The following is a 19241-nucleotide window of genomic DNA, read 5'->3' as shown; positions in this document are numbered from 1 at the left end:
CGCCCGGCCTGAGCAGCAGATCGAAAGGCGCCTGGCCTGAGCACCAGCGGAACCGCGCTCAGCTCCCGCCGAGCGACCCCTCTGGAGCAGACCCTGCCCCCTTCTCACCCAGCCGGTCACCCGCTTGCAGGCCCAGCTGCTGGAGCAGGGGCTGGCCGCTGGCCGCCTGTTTGCCCTCCAGCTGGGCACTGCGCAGCAGCAGCGGGCAGCCGCCGGTGCCCAGCACCAGCCCCACGCCTGGCAGCAGAGCCAGCACCTCACCGGGTCTCCCTTGCTGCTCAGCCACGCCGGTGGCCAGCGCCCGGACGTCGGCGCTCAGTTGCTCCGCCAGCCTGGCCACCAGCGGCTCGGTGGCGAGCAGCTTGAGCCGCTTGCCCGCCAGCGTGGTGGTGGCGCCGGGGTACAAGCCCATCACCTGGCGGTGGATCGCCAGCGCCGAACGGCTCCAATCCACCGCGAAGTCCTCCTTGCGCAACAACCGCGCCAAGCGCACGCCGTCGTCGCCCTGGGGCCGCAGCCCCAGCCGCTGCCAGCGCTCCGGTTCGGGACCAGGGCCGGCGGCCTCGATCCTCGGCATCGCTTCCACCAGCAGGGTGGCGGTGAGCGCACTGAGCCGGGCTGCCAGCTGCTGGGCGTTGTCGAGCAGGCCGATCAGCAGACGACCTTCCAGCAGCACCGGACCCGTGTCGAGGCCGGCTTCCATCGCCATGATCCCCACCCCCGTCTGCGCGTCGCCTTCCATCAGGCACCACTGGATCGGCCCGGCCCCGCGCCAGCGGGGCAGCAGGGAACCGTGGCCGTTCCAACAGCCCAGCGGCGGTTGCTGCAGCACCTCGGGCGGCAGCAACTGGCCGAAGGCCACCACCACCGAAAGGTCGGCGCCGAGGGCTGCCAGCTGCTGCTGCACCTCCGGTTCGCGGCGGATACGGGTGGGAGTGAACACCGGCAGCCCCAGCTCCAGGGCCCGGGCCTTCACCGCCGATGGCTGGGCCGCCGCCCCCCGGCCACGTCGCCGGTCGGGCTGGCTGACCACTCCCACGACTGCGTGGCCGGCAGCCACCAACGCCTCAAGGCTGGGCACGGCGTAGGCCGGCGTGCCCCAGAACAGGATCTTCACAGGGACGTGGGCGGGTGGATCAAACGGGGCCGGTGCCGTTCAGGCGTCGCCGGTCACGGACAGGCCTTCCACCCACACGTGCGGGCAGAGGCCATCGGGGGTGAGCTTGGCCTCCCCTTCAAAGCCGAGGATGCCCTTGAGCACAGCCCGGATGTCACCGGCCACGGTGGCCGCTTCGATCGAGCGCGCTTCGCCGTTGCGGATCAGCCAGCCATCAAACGGCAGTGAGAACGATCCCTGGCTCGCCTTCACACCGGCGTGCAGTGCCGAGAGCGAATCGATCCACACCACGCCGTCGGCAGTGTGGCGATCCAGGCCGCTGGCGCCGCCGGAGGAACCGGCGCTTGGCCCCACCTCGAACCAATGCGGCCCCACCGACACCTTGGCGCCCAGGCCCGCATGGCCGGTGGGCTCCACCCCGAAGGCGCGCGCCGTGGCTTCGGAATGCAGGAAGTGGCGCAGCACGCCCCCTTCCACCAGGGCCAGGCGCCGCACGGGCGTGCCTTCGCCATCGAAGTTCGAGGCGCCCACATTGCCGGGATGCAGGCCGTTGTCGTGGATGGAGAGAAATGGCACCGCCAGGGCGCTGCCGAGCGCGTCGCGGTTGCTGAGGCTGACGCCGTCGAGCACGGCCCGGGCATTGAACAGGCTGCTGAAGGCGCCGATCAGGTCGAGGAAGGCTTCCGGCGAAAAGATGCAGGTGTAGTGCCCTGTCTGGATCGGGGCGTAATCGAGATGGGCGATGGTGCGCTCGGCCGCTTCGGCGATGCAGCCGGCCACATCCAGCTGCTGCAGGCCGTAGGCCAGGCGCACGGCGCCGCTGCTGCGGGGTTTGCGGCCCTCCTCTTCACCGCGGGCATAGAGGTAAAGGCTGGCGGTGGTGAGCTTCTGCTCGCGGCAGGCGCCGGCACTGTTGAGGTAGAGGCGCTCGCTGCTGCGCTGGGCCAGGCCGTTGTAAGGAACGGTGGTGATGGCGGCATGGCGGCCGAGCAGGTCGCGCTCCGCTTCCCGCAGGGTGTCGAGCAGCTCGAGGATGCCGCGCGGTTCCACCAGTGGCTGATCAAGCGGTTCGAGCGGGGCCGTGCCCAGCGGCGAGAAGGCCGGGATGTCGTCGGCGTTGCCGTAGGCGCTGGCATCGCGGGCACCGCTGAGGGCACGGGCCAGGCCGGCGGGAGAGAGGTCGGAGGTGCTGGTGATGCCCACGAGGCCATCCCCGTTCCAGACACGGACGGTGATGGCGCTGCGCTGGGCGCCCTTGAGCTGCTTGGCTTCGCCGCGGTCCACCTGCACGGAGGTGTCGGTGCTGCAGGCGGCGCCCAGATCCCAGCGCTCGATGCCCAGGCCCTGGGCCAGGCCGCTGAGCTGCTCACTGAGGGCGTGGGCGTCGAGGCCCAAGGTGGTTCCCGCTGTGGTGGTGCTCATGATCAGCGGCCTCCCACGGTGATGGCATCCACCTTGATGTGCGGCTGCCCCACGGTGACGAAGATGCTGCCGCTCACCGAACCGCAGAAGCCGGCTGCCAGCTCCAGATCATTGGCGCACATCGAGAGCCGGGGCATCACCTCTTTGGCTTCACCGATCAAGGTGGCTCCTTTCACGGGCTTGCCGAGGCGACCGTTCTCGATCAGATAGCCCTCCTCCACCGCAAAGTTGAACTGGCCGGTGGGGCCCACGCTGCCGCCACCCATCGATTTGCAGTACAAGCCCCGATCGACCGATTCGATCAGCTGCTCCGGGGTGTGCGGCCCGGCGGCGATGTACGTGTTGCGCATGCGGCTGGCGGCCGCGAAGGCGTGGCTCTGGCGCCGGCCGCTGCCGGTGCGGGGGTGGCCGGTGCGCAATTCACCGGCGCGGTCGGAGAGGAAACGCTTGAGCACCCCGTTCTCGATCAGCACCGTGCGTTGGGGCGCCATGCCCTCGTCGTCCATCGACAGGCTGCCGAAGGCGCCGTCGCTGAGCCCCTCGTCGATCGCCGTCACGGCGCTGTGGGCGATCGGAGCATCGATCCGATCGGCAAAGGGGGTGGTGCCCCGCTCCACCTGGGTGGTTTCCAGCAGGTGCCCGCAGGCCTCGTGGAAGATCACACCGCCGAAGCGGTTGGCAAGCACCACGGGGTAGGTGCCCGCTTCCACATACTCGGCATGCAGCATGGCCTGGGTGCTGGCACACAGATCGAGGGCGGCCGTCTGGGCATCCCACTGGCGCAGATCGTCCGGGCGGTCGGTGCTGCCATAACGGCGGCCCTGGCTGGCCCGGTGCTCCCCGTCGGCGGCCAGGGCCGTGAGCCCCACCGACTGGTGCAGCCGGATGTCGCGGGCGAAGGTGCCATCGCTGGCGGCCACCATCACCTCCTGCCAGTCGCGGGCGTAGCTGCCGCGGCGTGCCTGCAGGTGCTGGCCGTGCCGTTCCAGCAGGGCGGTGCCCTCCAGTAGCCGGTCGGTGCTTTCCGCCAGGGTCGGGCAGGCAACCAGCCAGTCGCCCTTGGCGAGGGCGTAGTCGCGCAGGTCGGGCAGCCCGTCGAATCCGCTGATGCCGTTGCTGTTGACCGTGAGGCCCAGCATGCCCAGGGCCTGCTCCAGCGCCACCATCAGGCCCCGCTCGCTGAGGTCGTTGGTGGAGACAAAGCCATCGCGCTCGTCGCGGAACACGCGCACACCAGCGCCGCGGCCGAAGGCCGGGCTCACGCTGGTGATGCGGTCCTGCTCAGCCAGCAAGCCGATGTGGTCAGTGCTCTCCAGGAACACCTCCACCAGGCTGGCTCCAGCGGCGCGCCCTGCAGCCAGCAACGGCTCCAGGCGTTGACGCCAGCTGAGGTCAAAACCTTCGAGCGCCAGCAAGGGGCGAGCAGTGGAAGCAACCAAGGAAGTCGGCCTGATCTTGGTGGCTCAGGCTAACGGCGAGGCCGCAGGCACGGGATGCCTCAGCAGCTTCGCTGCCAGGGACCCCCCAGAGATTTGCTGGGTTGGGTAGGCCCCTGGCCAGGCACTTCAAACGGCTGAGGATCAGCGCACAGCCGGCTGGAAGGCCTCGCTGCGAATCGGAGCCATGAAGAACAGCTTCGCCATTTCGAGGCCGTTGGCGGCCCAGAAGGGCAGCTTGCGCAGCACCTTGAGCGGAGCGATGGCGGCGGAGGCATCGGCGGCGCTGAGGGCCTGGTTGTTGCCCACGATCCGCTCCAGCCGCTCATAGAAACGTGGGTGCTCCACGTTGAGCACCACGGGGAACACCCGGGCGGAGGTTTCGTTGGTCTTGGCGATCACGTACTTGTCGTAGGCGCGGGCATCAAGGCCAAGGGCTTCGTAGAACTCCTTGCGGGCCACGTCACGGACGTACATGGTGGCGAACACAGCCAGCAGGAAGAAACGGCACCAGAGGCGCGCCTGCAGGCCACGCACGGTGTCCGGCTGGGCCTTCATCAGAGCGTCGAAGAAGTCGCCATGGCGATTTTCGTCCTGGCACCAGTTTTCGAAGAAGTTGAAGATCGGGAAGATCTTGCTGTCAGGGTTCTTCTCGAGGTGGCGGTAGATGGCGATGTAGCGCCAGTAGCCGATCTTCTCCGAGAGGTAGGTGGCGTAGAAGATGAACTTGGGCTTGAAGAAGGTGTATGACTTACTGGCTGTGAGAAAGCCCAGATCGAGCTGGAGCCCGAAGTCGCCCATGGCCTTGTTGAGGAAGCCGGCATGGCGGGCCTCATCCCTGGCCATGTGGGCGAAGCATTCGGCCAGAAGCGGGTTCTTGGCTTTGATGCGGCGGCTCAGCTCCTTGTAGAGCAGGAAGCCGGAAAACTCCGATGTGCAGCTCTGCTCGAGAAACTCGACGAACACACGGCGGGTGTCGGGATCGAGCTTGTCGGCGGCGCCGTCGAATTCGCCGTTACGAACGAAGTGGTGGCGGTTGTAGTCCTTGCGGAACTCTTCGCAGATCGCCTCCAGCTCCACTTCGTTGGGCCGCAGATCCATCGCCGCCATGGCGTCGAAATCTGTGGTGTAGAACCGCGGGGTGAGGATCGTGTCCTTGACCGGATCCTTGAAGGCCGGTGCGTGGTCGTTCGAAGCGGCGACGGGAGCGCTGGGTGCGGCGGTGGGAGGCACCATTCTGGCGTCGAGGCAGGCGATGCAGGCATCGTAAGGGCCATCCGAGCCGAAGGGGCCCAGTTGTGACGCTCCAACAGATCGAGCCGTGATAGAGGCTCAACGCTGTGTCTCCAATGGGGCGGCGTGCTTGAGGTACCGGCCGGGCCCGGTGCGCTGGCCTCAGTTGGGCCCGAGCCACTTCTGCCCGTTGAGCCGTGACACAACCCTGGACACCAGCAGGGGCAGGGTGGCTTTGCGCTCATCGATCAGAAACGACTCCAGCAAGGTGGGTTCGCTACCGGATTCGGCCAGGCTGAAGGTTTTGGGGCCGTGGATGTCGGTGGTGGTGAAACACAGCCAGAACCGCCGGCCCCGGGGCATGCACCCTTTCACCACCCAGCAGTCGCTACCCACAACGGGCATCGGCGCCTGCTCAAAGCTCAGCTCCGGCGAGGGCCCGCCGTAGGCCTGCATTTCCTTGGCCAGTGCCGGCAGGAAGATCTCCGGCACGAACTCGGCAAACGGCTTGTCCTCCACTGCCGGGGGCTTGGCTTTGGCGGCCGGCTTCTCCGCGGCTTCCACGGCAGATGGCGTGGGGGCGGCTCCGTTGGGTTCGCTCACCGGCACGGGGATCTGGCGTTCAGGTCTGGGAACTTTAGGGGCGGTACCGTCCGGCTGGTTCACCAGTCGTCGCTTGGTGGCGCCTCCCAGCCATCCGCAGCGGCATCTCCTGCGGTGGCTGCAGCAGAAGCTCCGGCAGCGCCCATTCCTGGATCAGCGCGGCGGATCACCCGAAACGGGACGGCCACGGTGGGGGCAGGGTCTCCAGCGGCGCGAACAGGGCCGGCCGCTGCTGCGTCAAACGGGCGCCCGCGCCCGGACCCCTCAACGGGTGCGTCGCGGCGCCGCGACGGCTCGCTGCGGGGCAGGTCCCATGGTTCCTGCTGGGCTGGCGGCTCCAGACCCCTGCGTTGCCGCTGAACGACGACCCGGGACTGACCCTTGAGCGCCAGCGCCGTGGCACCCGCGCTCAGGGCGGCGCCACCACCGGCTGCTGCGGCGATCCACAGACCGATCGGCAGCGCCGGTGAGGTCCAGATCAGCAGCCGCAGGCTGGTGGCTGGCCGCGGGTTTAAGGCACCCACCAGCAGCACTGCCAGCAACGGGGCGAGCAGTGGCAGCAGCAGCAGGCGTTGCAGCACGGCGGGTCTCAGGTGGGGAGCGCCAGCTCGACCGGACCCTGCCACCGGCGCAGCTCACCGAGCTCGAACCCCAGCGAATCGAACACCCGGATCACCAGGAAATCCACCATGTCCTCCAGGGAGCGGGGCTGCTGGTACCAGGCGGGAATCGGCGGAGCGATGCGGGCACCGGCCTCCGCTAGCTGGGTGAGGTTGCGCAGGTGCACCAGGTTCCATGGCATCTCCCGCGGTGCGATCACGAGTGGCCGGCCCTCCTTGAGGTGCACATCGGCGACCCGCTCCACCAGGTCCAGCGCGACACCGCTGCTGATCCGTCCGACCGTGCCCATGCTGGCCGGCAGGATCACCATGCCGCGGGTGCGGAAGCTGCCGCTGGCGATCGCCGCCGTCTGATCGTTCCAGCGGTGGCAGCGCAGCGGCCCATCGGCACAGCCCGTGCGCTGCAGCCAGAACGCCGTCTGGGCCTCGGGCTCGACGGGAATGCGCAGGCCCTGCTCCGCCAGCCAGACGGTGATGGCGCCGCGGCTGACGATCAGCTCCACGGGCTGGCCCGCCTGCAGCAGCAGCTGCAGGGCCCGCTCCGCCAGCGGCATGGCGGACGCGCCGGAGACCGCCAGAACCACCGGGTCCATCGCTCAGGCCTCCGTGTCGGTCTCGGCGTCGATGCCGTCCTGACCGTCGGGGCCCGCGCCATCTTCAGCGCCTGTATCACCGCTGAAGTGGCCTGCACCGCCCAGCTCACTGCCGCTGCCGTCGTCGTCCGGCAGGATCGCCGCCAGATCGATCTGATGGCGCAGGGCGTCCACCTTGAGGATGGTCACCTCAACAGCGTCCCCCAGCATGTAGGTGCGGCGGTTCTTGCGCCCCACCAGCCGGTTCTGGCGGGAGCGGTATTCGTACCAGTCGTCCTTGAGCGAGCTCACGTGCACCAGCCCTTCCACCAGGGACGGAGGGATTTCCACGAAGAAGCCGTAGCTCTGCACGCCGCTGATCACACCGGTGAGTGTCTCGCCCACCAGGGGTTCGGCGGCGCGGGCCTGGGCCATCGCCAGCAGGTCGCCCTGGAGGTCGGCGACGAAGCGGGCCCGGCCATTGAGGCGCTGCAGCAGGGACACGCTGCGGGATTGCTGCAGCTCGGCCATCTGGCTCGGCGGCAGCAGTGGCCAGTCGATCTGGCCGTGGCAGGCATCGGAGGCCAGGTCGACCCGGGTTTTATGGCGCACGCTGGGGCGATCCTTGCCCTCGGTGAGCAGCAGCACCAGCACCTGCTGGTTCCACAGATCGGCGTAGGAGGAGGTGGCCAGGCACCAGGGGGCGTAGGCCTGCGTTTCGCCGGCGAGCAGGTTGGGCCCCGGCTCCAGGCTGATCTGCACGGGCCTGAGTACCTCGCTGAGCTGGTGCTGCAAGCCGCGGCGGCGTTCGCTGGCGGCGAAGATCGTGGCCAGCACGCCGGGTGCGGGGGCATTGCCCTCGTCGTCCAGGTCAAGGGGGACATCGAGGGCCAGGGCGGCCTTGGCCACTTCGTTGATTTCCGCCGGATCGGGCGCCGCCTGCACCGCGAACAGAGCCGGCAGCTGCAGTGCCTGCAGGTGATGACCCAGAGCGCGGCCCGCCAGCAGCACCACTTCCCGCAGCAGGGCCAGCGGCTGGGTGGAGGGAAGGGCGATCATCCAGCCGCGGTGGCACTCATCGGGTTCGGGTGTGCGCAGATCACCGAGCACCTCCAGCGGGGGGAAGGGCAGATCGAGATCGACCGAGCCGGCCGCCAGCCGCTGCTCCTGCAGCCCACGACCCACCGCCATCAGGCGTTCCAGGTCGGGCAGAACGGTTTTGAGCGCCTTGAGCGAGGCCGGCACCGTGCGGGCCTTCGGCTTGCGGTCCGCCAGGGCCTCGAGGGCAGCGGCATCCACTTCGGCGTCGGGGCGGATGGTGGTGAGGGCGAAGCGGTAGTGGCTCAGCTGCCCTTCCGGCGTGATCGTCAGGGCCACCGAAACGGCGGCGGCGGATTCGCCGGTCCGGAAGGCAGTGGCCTTGGCGAGCGCCGGGCTCAGCAGCGGCAACCAGCGCTTGCCGAGGCAGTAGGCCGAACTCTGCTGGCGCAGCCACTGGTCGGTGGCGCTGCCGGGCGTGATCCGCTCGGCCACGGCGGGGCTGTGGATCCACACCCGCAGGCCTTCGTCGCTTTCCTCCAGGGAGAGGGCCGGCAGTTCCGGCGCCTCCGCTCCCTGCCAGGGCCTCAGCAGCAGGGTGGGCAGGCCGGTGAGGTCGGTGCGGCCCTTGTCGTTGGGGCTGCGCAGGCTGGCGCGGGGGGCGCTGGCCCGTTCGCGCAGGCCATGTTTGGTGAGCAGCAGATCCAGGTCTGCCTCCTCGCCCCCTTTGATCGGCAGACGCCGGGCCACATGGCCCTGGGGAGGGAACTGGGCCACCGGGTAGCGATCGAGCCGCACCTCCACCACCGATTCGGCCGCAGGGTCGAGGTAGACGGCATCGTCTGCGGGCAGGGCCACAGTGGTCAGCAGCCGGTCGTCGAGGGGCACGGCCACCAGCCGGTCGTCCTGTTGCTCCACCTGAGCCAGCAGGCTGGCAGTGGCCCGCTCGAGGATGCATTGCACCCCGCCCTCCGGGGAGCGACGGCGCCCTCCCTCCCGCGTGATCCGCACCAGCACGCGGTCGCCGTTCCAGGCGTGATTGAGCTGGTGGTCGCGGATGTAGATGTCATCGCCTCCGTCTTCGCGCAGGGCGAAGCAGAACCCCTTGCTGGAACAGCGCAGCCGGGCCTCGATCAGGCTGTCGTCGGCGCGTCGTGAGATGCCGGCCTCGTTCGCCTCCAGCAGCCCCACTTTTTCAAGGCCTGCCAGGGCGATGCGGAGGTGTTGCTTGTCGGGCGTAAGGCTCAGACCCAGTGCCTTCTCAAGCTGCTCGACCGGCAGAACATCGGATTCGGGCAGGTGGTCGAGCAGGTCAGCGACCGAAAACTTCATCGGAGCAGCGGGGAGAGACAGGGTTGGAGCCAGGAACGTGGAAAGGGATGGCGGTTCCCGGGGCATGCAGCGGAGCCCCCGGGAACTGGCGTCTTAGCAAAGACTTTACGAAGCCTCCTGCCGCACCCGGATCAGCAGGCGGCTGCCGATCACCAGGAACCCCAGCGAGGCGGCCAGCTGCAGGGCGGCCGGCGGGATCAGCGAGGAGAGAGACCCCCCGGCCAGGGCCCCTAGCAGGCTGGCCAGCACCAGCGCACCGGCGCTGCCGAGAAACACCGCCAGAGTGTTGCTGGAGGTGCCGCTGATCGTCACGATCGTGAGCTGGGTTTTGTCACCGAGTTCGGCCACGAACACCGTGAGAAAGGTGGAGGCCAGCAGCGGAAGTTGCATCGGATTGAGGCGGTGGACGGCAGGACCGGGATTACAGCGGCTTGGTCAGGGGGAGTGTTCGCTCAAACGGAGGGCGCTCCACCCGGGCCAACTGAATCTGTGCGAAGAACAACCAAGGAGACGATCACTCAAGCAGTGGATCAACCGAGAGCGGATCACCAAGGAGTGGATCGGCCGGGATTGATCAACCAAGCACTCGATCCATCCAAGGGGAGATCAACGTCACGAGACGATGAGGCCGGGTGAAGGTTCAACCCAAGCCGGCTGGATCAAGGAAGCAGCACGGCGTCCGCGGGGACCTGCAGCAGTTGCACAGCTGCCTGGATGCCCAGCCAGAGGCCGAGCGCCACCATCAGCAGCCCGGCGATCAGTTCGAGGCGTTGCGGCGGGAGCACCGTGGCCAGCCAGCGGCCGAGCAGCACCCCCACCAGGCTGGAGCAGATCAGGGCCAGTGCCGCCCCCAGGAACACCACCCCGGGGCGTCCGGATTGAGCGGATAACAACAGGGCGGCCAGTTGGGTCTTGTCGCCCAGTTCCGCCAGAAACACCGTGGTGAAAGTGGTGAACAGGATGCTCACGAACGAGGCCGGCAGGACGGCTCCGCCTTTGTCCGGGGCGTCGGCCGGCAGGGGCGCAGGATCTGCGGCTGGCCCGGTGCCGGGGTCGTTGGTGGCGCTCATGAAGGGCAGGAGGCAACGGAACCAGGTTGGTCGTTCAGCGGCGCCGGCGCCCGGCGGGTGGCCCGTTCAAAGCGGCGCAGCTCCCTGCTGCGCCCACCGAATTCACTGCGGATCTGCTGCTGGCAGCAACGGATCGCAAAGGCCTCGCTTTCTGCTGCGGGCACTCCGAACAGGCTGGCCAGCTGGCTCACCTGGCAGAAATCGGGCCGCTCGGCGTAGATCCTGCAGCGGCGGGAGCCGGTGTCGAAATGGCGGCACCAGCCGTCAGCGCCCACCATCGAGAGATAGGTCTCCCGTTGCCGGGGATTGAGCGCTTCAAGGGCCTCGCTCCGCTCCTCGGGATCGAGGCGACAGCAGGCTCCACACCCAGAGATGCAGCTCCAGTGGGTTCCGCAGACCATCAGGTCACCCCGCGTTGCTGTGACAAGCCGTCACAGTGGCATGGTCGCCACCGGGATGCCCGTCACCACGACCCTTAGGCTGCCACGCAGAGCGCTTTCCTTGCGAGCTTTCGGACCATGGGTATTGATTTCCATCTGATCGCCAACTTCCTCGCCCTGGCTCTGATCACCCTGGCCGGCCCGGCCGTGATCTTCATCCTTTTCTATCGGCGCGGCGCGCTCTGAGCCTGCTGCCCCTGGCACTGGCCCCTCGTCCGGCGCAGGCCCACGCCCTGCGCCAACACACCCCTCAGGCCACCAGGCCCAAAGCCAGAGTCGCTTCATCAATCAGCCCCTGCACGTAGGGGTGCCTCTCCCCCTGCACGTTCGTTTCGTGCAGCGGGACGCCCATTTCTTCGCCTGAGGCATTGCGGATGCGCAACTCCTCCGCTTCCACCCGGCACCAGTAGGAGCGTTGGCGGCGCTGCAGCAGCACCTCGCCCCCACCGCTCTCGCGCAGGCCCACCACTTCAAGCTGCAGGCGCTCCTCGCCCTGCCAGTGGTTGAGCCGGAGGCGAAAGGCCACGTCCACCACGGCCGGCACCGCTCCTTCTCCTTGCCAGCGCCAGGCGATCGCCCGCTGCCGGATGCCGTTCTGCTCCAGCAGCAGCTGCAGATGGCCGCCCCGCAGGCTGCGCTGCTCCACCACGCGGCACTGCTGGCTCCAGAACACGGGTGTTTCGTGGCCGGCACCGAACGGCTCCAGCCGTTGCAGGCAGAGCCAGAACGGTCTATCGATGCGATCGAGCGCCAGCCGTGCTTCGGGCTCCACCAGCAGTCCGCTGCCCAGGGGGCTGGCAGTGGCGCTGGCGATGGTGTTGAGTGCGTCGTGGAGAGCCGCGACGTTTTCGGCCCGCACTGTGAAACCACCGGCGGCGGGGTGGCCGCCGTGACGTTCAAGCAGGTTGTGGCAGGCATGCAGCGCCGCATCCACCGCAAATCCCTTGGGCGCCCGTACCGAAGCCCGCAGCAGCCCGTTGCCCTCGCCGGCCAGCAGGGCCACCGGTGCACCAAAACGCTCCACCAGCCGGGCCGCCACCACGCCGATCACGCCGTGGTGCCAATGGCTCTGGGCCAGCAGCAGAAAAGGGCTGCGCTCGGGACCGTCGGCTTCCACCAGTGCCACCGCCTCCGCTTCGATGGCATCGCAGAGATCGCGGCGCTGCCGGTTGAGCGCCTCGCACTGCTGCGCCAGTTCCATGGCGCACTCCAGATCTGCGGTGGTCAGCAGGTCGACCACCAGCTGGGGATCCCCGAGCCGGCCGACGGCATTGATCCGCGGCGCGATCTGAAAGGCCACCGCCATGGCATCCAGCGGTCGCTCCCCGAGTCCAGCCAGCCGCTGCAGGGCCTGCAGTCCCGGCAGCGCGGAGCCCTGCAAGCGGCACAGGCCGTCCTGAAGCCAGCGGCGGTTCACCCCGTGCAAGGGCGCCATGTCCGCGATCGTGCCGATGCAGAACAGGTCAAGCGCCATGCCGGTGGCATCCGCGCGCTTCAACCGCTCTGCCAGCGCCACCGCCAGCACGTAGGCAAGCCCCACTCCGGCCAGGCCTCGGTAGGGCGAGGCTTCGGGGGTGCGGGCGGGATGCAGCAGCGCCAGGTAAGGCGGTGGCTCCGGCGGAATGGTGTGGTGATCGGTGAGGATCACGTCCACCTGCAGCTGCAGAGCCCGGTTCAGGGCGTCCGCGGCGGCGATGCCGTTGTCCACCGTCACCAGCAGGCGGATGCCGTCGCCGGCCAGGCGCTCCACCATCGCCGTGTTGAGGCCATAGCCATCGTCCTGACGGCTGGGAATCGCCGCCATCGGCCGGGCGCCCAGCCGCTCCAGCACGCCCACAAGCAGGGCCGTGCTGGTCATGCCGTCAGCGTCGTAGTCGCCGCAGATCGCCACGGCTTCGCTTCGCCCACAGGCCAGCGCCAGGCGCTCCACCGCCACGCCCAGGTCCTGGAAATGCTGCTGAGGATCGGGGGCGGCGGGGGGGTCCAGCAAGGCGGTGATCGTCGCCGCACTGTCAAAGCCCCGCCGGCGCAGCACGGCCAGCAGTTCGGGCGGCAGACCCAGGGCGGCCAGCGCCGCAGCGGTATCCCTGGCTGCCGGGTCACTGGCCTCCGGGGCCGGCAGGGGCGCCGGCAACTGCCAGCGTTGCTCGGGCAGGCGGGACAACAGGCCATCGTCGAGGCGGCCTTCGCATTCTGTGTGCTGGCTGTTCATGCGCCTTTGCCTACCCTCCCTCCATGGATGACGCTCCTCTGAAGCCTTCCCTTGGCGCCCTGCTTTGGGACGTGGACGGCACGCTGGCGGAAACGGAGCTGGACGGTCATCGCCCGGCTTTCAACCTGGCGTTTGCCGAGGAAGGTCTCCCCTGGCACTGGGATCCGGCCACCTACATCCAGTTGCTGGCGATCAGTGGCGGCCGGGAGCGGTTGCGCGTCTATCTCAGCGACCAGGGGCCTGAGCCCCCCGATCCCGCCTTGCTGGATGCCCTGGTGCGTCGCAAGCAACAGCACTACACAGCCCTGATGGCATCCGGGGCGATCCGGCTGCGCCCGGGCGTCGAGCGGCTGATCACGGCCGCCGCCAGCGCCGGCCTCCGCCAGGCGGTGGTCACCACCAGCGGGCGCGTCTCCGCGCAGGCACTGATCGAGCGCCTGTTGCCTGGGGCGGCGGCCACCTTCGCCTTTCTTGTGTGCGGCGACGACGTGGCTGCCCTCAAGCCTTCGCCCGACGCTTACACCCTTGCCCTCAGCCAGTTGGCGATGCCGGCGGCGGCGGTGGTGGCAATTGAGGATTCCAGCAACGGCACTCGGGCCGCCACGGCCGCCGGCCTGCGCACCCTGGTGACCCTCAGCGAAGCCACACGCCAGGAACCGCTCGCTGTGTTCGAGGGGGCGGCCGCCATTGTGAGCCAGCTGGGTGAGGGCGGCGCTCCCATCTCGGTGCTGCAGGGCCCACCTTGCCCTGACGGCCTGATCACGCTCTCCTACCTGGAGCAGCTGGCCGTTCCGTCATGAGCACCCCGCCGGTTCAGGCCACCCGCTTTCAGCACCTGCTCGATCGCAGCGCCGCTGCCCTGCTGCAGGGGGTGCGTGGCACCTGGCGACGCCGCAGCTTGTCGTTGATCGCCCTGCTGGCCGGGTATTTCGGCGGTAACAACCTCACCTCCTATTTCCTCGTCACCATCGGGCAGCGGCCGGTGGTGGTGCTTCTGCTGGTGGTGCTGCTCGAAGTGCTGGTACGGGTGCGCAGCCACCAGGTGCGCGGTGAACCCACCCTGGCCTGGGTGATCTGCGACCACCTGCGCCTCGGGTTCGTCTACGCCGTGGTGGCAGAGGCGTTCAAGCTGGGCTCGTGACGCACACTCCAGAGCCGTCGTACACCCCGCTCTGGCCTGAGGCTCCCTACGGCCGCCTGCTGCAGGCCTGCGGTGTGGCGGATGCTGTGGCCTGGCAGGAGCGCTGGCGGCAGCATCCCGACGCCCTGTCCATTCCGCCTGATCCGCGCTGGGCGGTGGTGTTACCGCTGCTGACCCGCTGCCAGCGCGAGGTGGCCAAGGGCAAGCGCCTGCTGATCGGCCTCAACGCCCCGGTGGGGGCCGGCAAATCCAGCCTCGGTGCCTGGCTGAGCGCCTTGGCACCGGCGCTGGGCCTCAGCCTGAGCAGCCTCTCGATCGACGACTTCTACTGGCCCTGGCAGGAGCGCATCAGCCGCATGGCGGGCAATCCCTTTGGTGTCGACCGGGTTCCTCCTGGCAGCCATGACGCGGACCTGCTCGCCCACCAGCTCACACGCTGGCGCCAGGAAGGGATCCTGCGCTGGCCCCGCTTCGATAAACGCCTGCGGCAAGGGCGTGGTGATCGCAGCGGTTGGAGCGCCCAGCAGGCCGATGTGGTGCTGCTGGAGGGCTGGATGATCGGTTGCCGTGCGATTGGCCCGGCAGCACTGGCGGGGCGGCTGGAGCGGCTGGGGGGTGGGGCGGCACTGGGGTTGACGCCCGAGGAACAGGCATGGCTGCCGGATTGGGACGCTGCGCTGTTGCCCTACGCGCCGGTGTGGGCGCAGCTGGATGGGCTGTGGGTGCTGCGACCGCTCGACTGGAGCTGGCCACGCCGCTGGCGCTTTCAGGCTGAAGCCCGCCAGCGCCGCCTGGGCGGCTCAATGGGTGGGGACGCCGGGATCAGCGCTTCCGCTTTCCGAAGCTCCACAGAAGGTCCACTCCCGGCAGCCATAGCGTTGCGTGGGGCCGACCTGGAAAGGATTGTGCGGGCCAGCCTGTGGTCTCTTCCACCAGCCCTTTACCAGGATCCCTTGGTCTGGTGCACCGACCCAGGCCAGGAGCAGGTTGTGGAAGCGGTGGGGCTACTGGACAGCCGGCGCCGCTTCCGTTGGATGGGCACCGGTGAGCAGGCGCGCCTGGCAGGTCCTCAGCTTTCTTCGGTTTCGGCGCTGTCGTCGATCGGATAGACGAAGCCCTGAGCCCGGCCGCTGAGCACGGCTTTGCCTAGGGAGAGCGCCTTGCTGGCGGCAACGCCAGCTTTGGCTTTCCAGTGCGCGTGGCGCTGATTGCGCTTGCCTTTGGACGTTTTCTTCTTGGGAACAGCCATTCCCTACCTACTGCCAAACAACTACTTTCCGCTGCCGGCCTGCCTTTCGTCAAATCGCTAAGCTCCAAGGAGAAGCAAATCCCCGTGAGCAGCGCGCCTCCTGTGCATCCGCTCTGGTCCAGCGGGTCCACCGCTGCCCTGTCGGTTGCCCCAGATCCCACAGCGGCTCCTGCCGTTGAATCGAGGCCAGCCGCCACCAGCACCAGTCCTACTCCCGGCAACCAGACCCCTCCAACACAGCCCGACGCTGAGCAGGCCGCCACAGAAGGCTCCGCCTCAGAACGTTCCACCGCAGAGCCGACCCCTACGGAGAAAGCAGCTCAAGACCAGCCTCCCGGTCAAGCGACGCCCGCAGCCCCGCCTCCGGCTGCTGCCGAGTCTCGCCCTGGCCTCTTCGGCAATTTTGGCGTGCAGCAGGCTCCGGCCCCTACCTACAGCGAGCTGCTGGCCCTGATGCGGGCCGGCCAGGTGAAGGAGGTGGAGCTGTCGCTGCGCCAGCGGGAAGCCCTGGTCACCATGGCCGATGGCAGCAAAGCGCGGGTGCCGGTGTTCGCCAACGACACCCTGCTGCTCAGCACCGCCGAACAGGCCAAGGTGCCGCTCAGCGTCCGTGATGATCGCCAGGAAGATGCCACCGCTGGCCTGGTGGTCAATGTGCTGCTGGTGGTGATGCTGGTGGGCGGTCTCACGCTGCTGATCCGGCGCTCCTCCCAGGTGGCCAACAAGGCGATCGGCTTCGGGCGCAGCCAGCCTCGCCTCCAGCCCGAAGGCACGGTGTCGGTGCGCTTCGAGGATGTGGCGGGCATCAACGAGGCCAAGGAAGAACTGCAGGAGGTGGTGAGCTTCCTGCGCCAGCCCGAGCGCTTCACCTCCATCGGCGCCAAGATTCCGCGCGGTGTTCTGCTGGTGGGCCCGCCTGGCACCGGCAAAACCCTCCTTGCCAAGGCGATCGCCGGCGAGGCGGGTGTGCCCTTCTTCTCGATGGCGGCCTCGGAGTTCGTGGAGTTGTTCGTGGGCGTGGGCGCCAGCCGGGTCCGCGACCTGTTCCGCCGCGCCAAGGAAAAGGCTCCCTGCATCATCTTCATTGATGAAGTTGATGCCGTGGGGCGCCAGCGTGGAGCGGGCATCGGCGGTGGCAACGACGAACGGGAGCAGACCCTCAATCAGCTGCTCACCGAAATGGATGGCTTCGAGGAAAACTCCGGCGTGATCCTGCTGGCGGCCACCAACCGGCCGGATGTTCTGGATGTGGCCCTCACCCGGCCCGGTCGCTTTGATCGCCAGATCAGCGTGGATCTGCCCGACCGGCGCGGCCGCGAAGCGATCCTGGCTGTGCATGCCCGCAGCAGGCCCCTCTCGGACGAGGTGTCAATGGCCACCTGGGCTGCCCGCACGCCTGGATTCTCCGGGGCGGATCTGGCCAACCTGCTCAATGAGGCGGCCATCCTCACCGCACGCCGCCAGAAAGCCAGCATCGATGACCAGGCGCTCAGCGATGCCCTGGAGCGCATCACCATGGGCCTGGCCGTGGCTCCCCTGCTCGACAGCGCCAAGAAGCGCCTGATCGCGTACCACGAAGTGGGGCACGCCCTGCTCACCACCCTCATTCCCCACGCGGATCGCCTCGACAAGGTGACCCTGCTGCCGCGGGCCGGCGGCGTCGGCGGCTTTGCCCGCACCATGCCGGATGAGGACATCATTGATTCCGGGTTGATCAGCCGCGCGTATCTGCAGGCCCGGCTGGTGGTCGTGATGGGCGGTCGCGCCGCTGAGCTGGTGGTGTTCGGCCCCAGCGAAATCACCCAGGGTGCTTCCGGCGACCTGCAGATGGCCACCCGCATCTGCCGCGAGATGGTCACCCGCTACGGCTTTTCACCGCTGGGGCCGGTCGCACTTGAAGGTGATGCCGCTGAAGTGTTCCTTGGTCGCGATCTGATCCACACGCGGCCCAGCTACGCCGAAACCACCGGCCGCCGCATTGATGCTCAGGTGCGCGCGCTCTCCCAGGAGGCGCTCGACCGTGCTGTCGCCGAACTGGAGCCGCGCCGTGACCTGCTTGATGATCTGGTGGAGCTGCTGATCAAGCGGGAAACCCTGAGCGGCGATGACTTCCGGGCCATCGTGGACCGCTATGAAGCCAACCTCATGGCCACCACCCAGAGGGCGCTTACGCCCACCTCCGCGGCCTGAGCGGGCTGCGCAGGTGGGGAGCCTTGGCAGTGTTGATTCATCACGAGTCGAGGCCTGAGGAACAGGCGAACGGTCGAGCTCCACGCGCTCTTCGATCAATGGCCTGCTCCATGCACTGGTGTGTTCGATCGAAGGAACGATTGGATCAGGTCACCCTGTGATCAGGCGACCTGTTCGATCGAATGAACCGGAACCACCTGCTCAGCTGAAACGGATGTCGAGGCTGCGCAGGTAGGTGTGCAGGCCGGCGTCCTGAATGGGCAGCAACAGGGCAGTGCGGCCGCTTTCGTTCACGTGGGAATGCCACTGCCCTGGCGGGGTCACGAAGGCGGCACCGGGTTCCCACTCCATGCGCACGGGGTTGCGGATGGTGCCGTCGGCATTGAGCTCGCTGCCCGAGAGGGTGGCGCAACCGGGATCGCAGTCGATCACCAGATCAAGCGCCACCGACTGATGCCGGTGCGGTGGCTGGACGGCTCCGGCCGGCACCATGCCGTACATGGCCCAGAGGGTATGGGTGACCGTGCGGCTGGCAGGCAGGGCGGTATTGGCCAGCAGCAGGCTCAGCCGGTTGCTGCGGGCGCTGCTGGGGTCGGCTGCCAGCAGAGCCAGCTCCTGGCGCAGCCAGCTGCCTGGGTAGTACGTGGCCTCAAAGCGCGCCTGATCGGGGCTCACACCCAGATGACGGAGCAGAGGAGCGTCGTGCACCCAGTAGAGAACGCTCTCGGCCGTGGCCTCCAGCTGCGGCGTGGCTCCGGCCGGCAGCACGAACAGATCGCCCTGACTCCAGCTCTGGCGGAAGGCCGGGGCGATGCCGTTGCCCTGCCGGTGGCAGCGGCCTTCGCCGTGGAGCACGTAAAACAGGAGGCTGGTGGCGTTGGCGCTGGCCTCGATCGACTCCCCGGCCAGCAGACGAATGAAGTTGGCGGAGAGGGCCGGACTGGTAGCCGGGCCGCTGCAGCCGAGAGCCGCGCTCAGATCAAGGGGCAGCACGGCCGTCGGGCCGCTGGCGTGCAGTTCAGGGCCCCAGCGCTGGTCCGGGATAGGTTCGGTCAGCCCGTGGCGGATCGGGTTGGCTGCCTGGCGATAGTCGAACAGCTGGGCGGTGGGGCTTGGGTTGCTTGCAGGTGCTGCGGAAGGCCGGCTGGAGCTGCTCGGCGAGGTGGCGGTTGGTGGCTTGGTCTGGGTCATGGATCCAGCCGCTTGGTGATGTCGGTGAGCCTATTGACGCAAGCCTGGAGCCGGGGGGTGGCCGCCGATGACACCCTTTGGCCTGCTGCCGGCCTCAGCCACCGGCCACGGCCGGCACGATGCTCACTTCATCGCCATCGCTCAAGGGGGTCGCCTGGTTATCGAGGAAGCGGATGTCTTCGCTGTTCACGTAGACGTTCAGGAAGCGCCGCAGCTTGCCCTGCTCATCGGTGAGACGTGCCTTGATGCCGGGGAACTGGCTGTCGAGCTCCTGCAGCAGGGCATCCACGCTGGAGGCTTCCAGTTCCACGCTGGCCTGATCGGCGGTGTACTTCTGCAGCGGAGTGGGAATGAGGACCTGAATCGCCATGGGAC

The 19241-nt window shown here is 68.3% G+C and carries 20 protein-coding genes; 5 read left to right on the top strand and 15 right to left on the bottom strand.

The annotated features are described in order from the left end of the window. Nucleotides 1-58 precede the first annotated feature (58 nt). The 11 genes from KBZ19_RS00880 to KBZ19_RS00830 form a co-directional block, all read right to left on the bottom strand. Nucleotides 59-1117 (bottom strand): methionyl-tRNA formyltransferase, encoded by a 1059-nt coding sequence (locus KBZ19_RS00880; protein WP_255099369.1) that lies wholly within the window; start codon nucleotides 1115-1117, stop codon nucleotides 59-61. A 39-nt stretch (nucleotides 1118-1156) separates the two neighbouring features. Further along, nucleotides 1157-2539 (bottom strand): TldD/PmbA family protein, encoded by a 1383-nt coding sequence (locus KBZ19_RS00875; RefSeq protein WP_255099368.1) that lies wholly within the window; start codon nucleotides 2537-2539, stop codon nucleotides 1157-1159. A gap of 2 nt (nucleotides 2540-2541) precedes the next feature. After that, nucleotides 2542-3978, bottom strand: coding sequence for a TldD/PmbA family protein (locus KBZ19_RS00870; protein ID WP_399220067.1), 1437 nt, complete (start codon nucleotides 3976-3978; stop codon nucleotides 2542-2544). Nucleotides 3979-4119: 141 nt separating this feature from the next. Continuing rightward, a complete protein-coding gene (gene acsF / locus KBZ19_RS00865) occupies nucleotides 4120-5211 on the bottom strand; it encodes a magnesium-protoporphyrin IX monomethyl ester (oxidative) cyclase (protein ID WP_094510695.1) in 1092 nt (363 codons plus the stop codon). 159 nt (nucleotides 5212-5370) lie between these two features. Beyond that, nucleotides 5371-5811, bottom strand: coding sequence for a DUF2996 domain-containing protein (locus KBZ19_RS00860; RefSeq protein ID WP_255099367.1), 441 nt, complete (start codon nucleotides 5809-5811; stop codon nucleotides 5371-5373). A 59-nt stretch (nucleotides 5812-5870) separates the two neighbouring features. Then, entirely contained in the window at nucleotides 5871-6392 is a 522-nt protein-coding gene (locus KBZ19_RS00855) for a hypothetical protein (RefSeq protein ID WP_255099365.1), read from the bottom strand. Nucleotides 6393-6400: 8 nt separating this feature from the next. Then, nucleotides 6401-7024 (bottom strand): flavin prenyltransferase UbiX, encoded by a 624-nt coding sequence (locus KBZ19_RS00850; RefSeq protein WP_094510694.1) that lies wholly within the window; start codon nucleotides 7022-7024, stop codon nucleotides 6401-6403. A gap of 3 nt (nucleotides 7025-7027) precedes the next feature. Further along, nucleotides 7028-9373: an RNB domain-containing ribonuclease gene (locus KBZ19_RS00845; RefSeq protein ID WP_255099364.1), complete on the bottom strand. Its 2346-nt coding sequence runs from the start codon at nucleotides 9371-9373 to the stop codon at nucleotides 7028-7030. Nucleotides 9374-9478: 105 nt separating this feature from the next. Further along, a complete protein-coding gene (locus KBZ19_RS00840) occupies nucleotides 9479-9763 on the bottom strand; it encodes a TMEM165/GDT1 family protein (protein WP_255099363.1) in 285 nt (94 codons plus the stop codon). Between the two features lie 269 nt (nucleotides 9764-10032). After that, the gene (locus KBZ19_RS00835) at nucleotides 10033-10443 is read right to left on the bottom strand and encodes a TMEM165/GDT1 family protein (protein WP_255099361.1); all 411 of its coding nucleotides are present in this window, start codon (nucleotides 10441-10443) and stop codon (nucleotides 10033-10035) included. After that, nucleotides 10440-10844, bottom strand: coding sequence for a YkgJ family cysteine cluster protein (locus KBZ19_RS00830; RefSeq protein WP_255099360.1), 405 nt, complete (start codon nucleotides 10842-10844; stop codon nucleotides 10440-10442). Before KBZ19_RS00830 ends, KBZ19_RS00835 begins: the two co-directional genes overlap by 4 nt. 117 nt (nucleotides 10845-10961) lie before the next feature. Here KBZ19_RS00830 and psb30 point away from each other — a divergent pair, with 117 nt between their 5' ends. After that, nucleotides 10962-11069, top strand: a complete 108-nt coding sequence (psb30, locus tag KBZ19_RS00825) for a photosystem II reaction center protein Ycf12/Psb30 (protein WP_094510689.1) — start codon at nucleotides 10962-10964, stop codon at nucleotides 11067-11069. 64 nt (nucleotides 11070-11133) lie between these two features. On the opposite strand, the gene recJ is transcribed toward psb30, so the two are convergent. Next, on the bottom strand, nucleotides 11134-13095 hold the full coding sequence (gene recJ, locus KBZ19_RS00820) for a single-stranded-DNA-specific exonuclease RecJ (protein WP_255099358.1): 1962 nt from the start codon (nucleotides 13093-13095) through the stop codon (nucleotides 11134-11136). Nucleotides 13096-13118: 23 nt separating this feature from the next. Here recJ and KBZ19_RS00815 point away from each other — a divergent pair, with 23 nt between their 5' ends. From KBZ19_RS00815 to KBZ19_RS00805, 3 genes are read left to right on the top strand one after another with little or no spacing between them, the layout of a single operon-like run. Beyond that, complete coding sequence (locus tag KBZ19_RS00815) at nucleotides 13119-13895, top strand: HAD-IA family hydrolase (protein WP_255099357.1); 777 nt, start codon at nucleotides 13119-13121, stop codon at nucleotides 13893-13895. Then, nucleotides 13892-14236, top strand: coding sequence for a DUF565 domain-containing protein (locus KBZ19_RS00810; RefSeq protein ID WP_094510686.1), 345 nt, complete (start codon nucleotides 13892-13894; stop codon nucleotides 14234-14236). Before KBZ19_RS00815 ends, KBZ19_RS00810 begins: the two co-directional genes overlap by 4 nt. Next, the gene (locus KBZ19_RS00805) at nucleotides 14233-15345 is read left to right on the top strand and encodes a hypothetical protein (RefSeq protein WP_255100062.1); all 1113 of its coding nucleotides are present in this window, start codon (nucleotides 14233-14235) and stop codon (nucleotides 15343-15345) included. Before KBZ19_RS00810 ends, KBZ19_RS00805 begins: the two co-directional genes overlap by 4 nt. Here the strand turns inward: KBZ19_RS00805 and rpmF are convergent. Continuing rightward, entirely contained in the window at nucleotides 15306-15485 is a 180-nt protein-coding gene (rpmF, locus tag KBZ19_RS00800; RefSeq protein WP_094510684.1) for a 50S ribosomal protein L32, read from the bottom strand. The two genes, KBZ19_RS00805 and rpmF, sit on opposite strands and share 40 nt — an antisense overlap. Before the next feature lie 408 nt (nucleotides 15486-15893). On the opposite strand from rpmF, the gene ftsH reads away from it, so the two are divergent. Further along, on the top strand, nucleotides 15894-17675 hold the full coding sequence (gene ftsH, locus KBZ19_RS00795; RefSeq protein ID WP_255099354.1) for an ATP-dependent zinc metalloprotease FtsH: 1782 nt from the start codon (nucleotides 15894-15896) through the stop codon (nucleotides 17673-17675). 201 nt (nucleotides 17676-17876) lie between these two features. Here the strand turns inward: ftsH and KBZ19_RS00790 are convergent, their stop codons facing one another. Both KBZ19_RS00790 and KBZ19_RS00785 read right to left on the bottom strand, forming a co-directional pair. After that, on the bottom strand, nucleotides 17877-18866 hold the full coding sequence (locus tag KBZ19_RS00790; protein WP_255099352.1) for a cupin: 990 nt from the start codon (nucleotides 18864-18866) through the stop codon (nucleotides 17877-17879). Between the two features lie 94 nt (nucleotides 18867-18960). Then, on the bottom strand, nucleotides 18961-19236 hold the full coding sequence (locus KBZ19_RS00785) for a MoaD/ThiS family protein (RefSeq protein WP_094510683.1): 276 nt from the start codon (nucleotides 19234-19236) through the stop codon (nucleotides 18961-18963). Nucleotides 19237-19241 lie beyond the last annotated feature (5 nt).

This window comes from Synechococcus sp. L2F (assembly GCF_024345695.1).
Taxonomy (GTDB): Bacteria; Cyanobacteriota; Cyanobacteriia; order PCC-6307; family Cyanobiaceae; genus MW101C3.
The sequence above is the reverse complement of the archived record's forward strand: the minus strand, read 5'-3'. Positions and strand labels throughout refer to the sequence as shown.